Below are 4445 nucleotides of genomic sequence, written 5' to 3' on the forward strand. Positions count from 1 at the left end.
AAATTTTCCGAGAAATTAACCAAAAAAAGGGGGTTGCCTCCCATTGTAAGGGTGGTCATCAAAAAAAATTCCGAATTTCAACCTTTGTCCGCTCATTGCGTAGCCAATCCAAAATCCAAAATCTAAAATCGGGTGACCAAATGCAGATTATAAGCGAAATAATTTACGTAGAAACAGAAAAGGGAATCGGCATTTATAACATCACTCCTCAAATCGAGAAACTACTTCATGCCAGTTGCATTCAAAGCGGTCAAGTTTTGGTATTTTCTCGTCACACCACCACGGCATTAGCTATCAACGAAAACGAAGAAAGATTGTTAGAAGATGTCAAAGTACACCTGAGAAAATTAGCACCAGAATCAGACAAATATCTACACAACGACCTTCACCTCAGAAAAAATATCCCCGATGATGAACCTATAAACGCTCATTCTCACCTCATGGCAATGATGTTGAGTACCAGTGAAGTAATTCCTGTTGTAGATGGACAATTAGCATTAGGAACATGGCAATCTGTATTATTTTTTGACTTGGATGGGCCACGAAAAAGAACATTGTTTATCCAAATCAGCGGTTTCTAAACCCATTTGTAACGGTAAAATGAGATAGGCAACAGATTATTTGCGTATAACACTGGGCAATCCGTCTGCTGTCGTTGGAGAGAACAAGAGAGGAGATATGACTGCCGAAGTATCTGTAAACTGCGCCGTAGACTGCGTTAACGGTTGCGTTTTGGGCGAAAAATGTCCCAATCGGGAACATATAGCAAAGGCAACAAGTTTCATGAACGAAACTTCGTTGGATAAAATGCACGAAATAGCTGAGGCAGCCTTGCGAAAGAAAATGTCGCAGCCACCCAAATGGGTAATTCCCGATTTTCCGGAGTAACAAAAGTGACCAGAGGAGTGCGATCGCATTTGTTGAAAAAGTGCGATCGCTTCTTACCTACAATTGCGGCGTATATAACTACTGGATGTCACACTCTGTTAGTTTCGCGATCGAGGCTGGCATTTTTGTAGTTTTGACGCAAGCGCAGAAAGAATATTCCACCACTTTTCAAAAGCAGCACCATCTGGGGCGACTTCTCTATACTTAAACCACAACCAGTCCAACATTCCTCCAGGCAAGTGACCAGATGGTGCTGTTGAGTTAAAAGTAAGATCTTTCGTAGAAGCAACCCAGGTATTAATTCCATTTCCCCAACCTACATACTTACTAAAACAGCAATAGATTTCGTACTCTGCATTCCAAGTACCGCCAACGTCTTTCCAAATGCTTGTTTGTACGCTGAAGCCAAAGCGTCCTTGGCTATATTTAACCCACAGTCGATCGATCGTAAGTAAATCTGCACATGGAAGTTTCTTAATATCTTCTTGTCTCAACCATTTTTCTGAAGAGCGATCGCATATCCTAAGCACGATTGCGGTAGTTTCCCGATCGGCTTCTTGCCATTCCCTTGTTGCCAGTAAATTTCGTAACCGAGAGTAATCTATTCCACACTCAGAACTAAGATCGTCAGGAGCGATCGTTTCCGTCGGTAATGAGTTAATGTCGGAACTAACATCTGTTAAAGGAATTGCTATATTCGCAGTCAAAGCTGTTGTCGGTACAGAATTGAGTGCTGACAGCGCTTCATCTGCCGATTGGTAACGCTGACGAAAGTCATAGCGCACCATCTTATCTAAAACATCAGCAAACTCAGAACTTACCTGTACAAAATTGCGCCAAACAATTTCACAAGTTCGCGGATCTTCCGGTAATTGTCTGGCATTTAACCCTGTGGCAGCTTGGATACCGATGATTCCCACAGCAAAAATATCGCTGCTAAAGCGCGGCTTACCTGCCATTTGTTCGTTTGGCATATATCCTGGTGAACCAACAGCAATAGTTAAGCTAGTTTCACCTTCGGAAGTAATCACCTGAGAGCCAAATTGTTTGACTGCGCCAAAGTCAATCAAAACCAGTTTTCCATCTAGTCGGCGTCGAATTAAATTGGAAGGTTTGATATCGCGATGAATAACATTTTGCTGATGAACAAATACTAAAATTTCCAGAATATCCCGCAATAGAACAATAACTTGAGCTTCATTTAATTGCTGACCCGCTGACAATTCCCGCTTAAGTTCGTATCCGGCAATGAATTCTTGAACTAAATAAAACTCTTGTTCTTCTTCAAAGTGGGCGAAAAGTCGCGGAATGCGATCGTGATTTCCCAACTGATATAAAACTTCTGCTTCCCGATTAAACAACCGCCTTGCCGCTTGCAAAGCTGATGGATTATCGGCAGTTTTCGGCTTCAGTTGCTTGACAACACACTGAGGATTGCCCGGTAAATGCCTATCCACAGCCAAGAAGGTTGTACCGAAACCCCCTCCTCCCAAGTGGCTGATAATTTGGTAGCGCCCTCCCAGTGTTTTTCCCTGCATCGGATTGCCGCCGCGCCGTGACGCCGTTACTCGAATTGTTGGTTGATACCAATTTTGGCACAAAATGCTGAGCCTACTTGGTAGTCTCTGGCAACAAAACTGCTAATTTCCCGATTTTGCCGCTAACTGTGTGAGTATAGATACTTAATTTGAGGTGGATGGGTAGCTGGTGCGATCGCATTTCGGTATAAGAGAAAATCCCGCTTACCCCAGCACAGTCAAATCAACAGCATTAGCATTATTCAATAATTTCCTTGACAGCATTCCAGTAGTGGTTATAATACTTTTGCTCCAAACAAACAAAAACTACCTTCTCAACTGAACTATTCCTCTCAAGAAAACCTTTAACTTCACGGACAGCGATTCTAGACGCTTCTCTCCTTGGAAAACCCAACATACCTCTGCTAATAGCTGGAAAAGCGATCGTCCTTACCGAGTATTCTTCAGCCAACGCCAAGCAGTTGCGATAGCATTCAGCCACAGCCAACATCCGTTCATCATTATTATTACCCTTCTGCCAGAGCGGAGCGACTGTATGAATAATCCACCGTGCTGGGAGGTTATAGCCACTGGTAATTTTAGCTTCACTCTTAGAAGAGCGATTGAGTCGATCGCATTCTTCTCGAAGCCGATCGCCAGCTGCACGGTGAATCGCAGCATCTACAACACTACTACCCGAAAAGTATGGATCGGTTGTGTTGACGATCGCATCCACCTTTAGTTTAGTAATATCACCTTTAATAATTGATATTCGATTTGTTAACATTTTCTATTCTCCCAAATAATTTTTGGTTGAAGATGTGGGCGGGTGCGATCGCATCTCGCTCGCTACTTCCATTCTACTTGAACAGCTTTGATCTCCTGTTCGTTGTATGCGGTGAGGTTGGCCTTTACATTCCCGTTCGACCAGCCCATACCTGTGACATGATACTTGTAGTTGTCTCCGTATTGCGAGCGGGCTAATTCTACTGCTTTAATTCCCGCCGGACTATTTACCGTGAACTGCATGATGCCAGTAAGTAATACTATACTTGCTACCCCAAGAATGAATGCAAATTTCGGAGTCGAGGCAGAATGACCGGATTTAAGGCTTGCCGATATTACAGGTGCAGCACGCAGTTGTGTATAGATCCAGCCGAGAAGGGCGATCGACATAATTTTAACTAAAAACGATATACAAAGATTAACTGGATAGAGGCGAAATTCAATCGCCCAGAGTTCTGCTGGCTTCAAAAAGGGAAGCAGTATGAATATGTTGCTAACCATGTTAGAGATCCCAAAAGCGGCGAACCATCTGACTATCTCAACAGCACGCAGGCTACCCCGGAGGAGAAACACACCCGCTACCACAATAACTAAGCCGTTCCACGAATAGTTATATCTCAAACTGGACGAAAAACTTTGCTCTTGTGATGTGTAATAGAAAAAGTACGCGATATCGAGAATCCCAACCGCGATCAGCACAATTCCCACCCGCTTCAAAATAGTCCGATAATTGTACATTTGTTTTAAGGTATAAGGGTTGAATCATAGTTAATCTGGCTCATATCTTATTTATGAAATCTAACTGCTGGTGTTACCTTGAAACTTCAACACGCCATTCTTCAGCTGATATCTCTGCTGTTTCTATGGCTTTCCTACAGAATGTATGAATATCTTGTGCTGATAAGTTGACTTCAATGAAAGCCCCATTATCCAGTTTTCGCGTACTACGAAAGTCTTTTTCGTTCGACCCTATAAAACGAGGAAATTGTTGCATAATTTCTTTGAAGTAATCTGGTTCTAAATCAGCGATTTTATTCAAAGTAACTTCCAGAACATCTCGCCAACTTCTCACATGATATTCCTGCCCAAAAAAATAAAGTCGTTTTGGAGTAGTCCCAGTTATTGAACTATTTGTGTAGGAAGGTTGTACCGATTCATCGCCAAAATAGTTCCAAATTTGTAGGGCAATATCAGCAAGATACCCCGCTCGTTTTTCAATATCTTCTTTACGCCAAGATGTTTGAGATTGAAAAT

Annotated in this window: 6 protein-coding genes; 2 read left to right on the forward strand and 4 right to left on the reverse strand. The window is 42.5% G+C overall.

The features are described 5' to 3' along the window. Positions 1-140 precede the first annotated feature (140 nt). Together H6S82_RS19940 and H6S82_RS19945 are read left to right on the forward strand one after the other, a co-directional pair. Positions 141-581, forward strand: coding sequence for a secondary thiamine-phosphate synthase enzyme YjbQ (locus tag H6S82_RS19940; RefSeq protein ID WP_190461796.1), 441 nt, complete (start codon positions 141-143; stop codon positions 579-581). Positions 582-678: 97 nt separating this feature from the next. Further along, positions 679-888, forward strand: coding sequence for a hypothetical protein (locus H6S82_RS19945; protein WP_190461798.1), 210 nt, complete (start codon positions 679-681; stop codon positions 886-888). A gap of 98 nt (positions 889-986) precedes the next feature. Here the strand turns inward: H6S82_RS19945 and H6S82_RS34400 are convergent, their stop codons facing one another. From H6S82_RS34400 to H6S82_RS19965, 4 genes are all read right to left on the reverse strand, one after another. Then, positions 987-2489, reverse strand: a complete 1503-nt coding sequence (locus H6S82_RS34400) for a serine/threonine-protein kinase (protein ID WP_190461800.1) — start codon at positions 2487-2489, stop codon at positions 987-989. A gap of 175 nt (positions 2490-2664) precedes the next feature. After that, complete coding sequence (locus H6S82_RS19955; RefSeq protein WP_190461802.1) at positions 2665-3192, reverse strand: macro domain-containing protein; 528 nt, start codon at positions 3190-3192, stop codon at positions 2665-2667. A 62-nt stretch (positions 3193-3254) separates the two neighbouring features. Beyond that, the gene (locus tag H6S82_RS19960) at positions 3255-3929 is read right to left on the reverse strand and encodes a hypothetical protein (protein ID WP_190461805.1); all 675 of its coding nucleotides are present in this window, start codon (positions 3927-3929) and stop codon (positions 3255-3257) included. A gap of 73 nt (positions 3930-4002) precedes the next feature. Further along, positions 4003-4445: hypothetical protein (locus H6S82_RS19965; protein WP_199317923.1), on the reverse strand; the 443-nt coding region annotated here is incomplete at its 5' end.

Origin of the sequence: Planktothrix sp. FACHB-1355 (assembly GCF_014748295.1) — a bacterium.
GTDB classification, from domain to species: Bacteria; Cyanobacteriota; Cyanobacteriia; order Cyanobacteriales; family Aerosakkonemataceae; genus Aerosakkonema; species Aerosakkonema funiforme_A.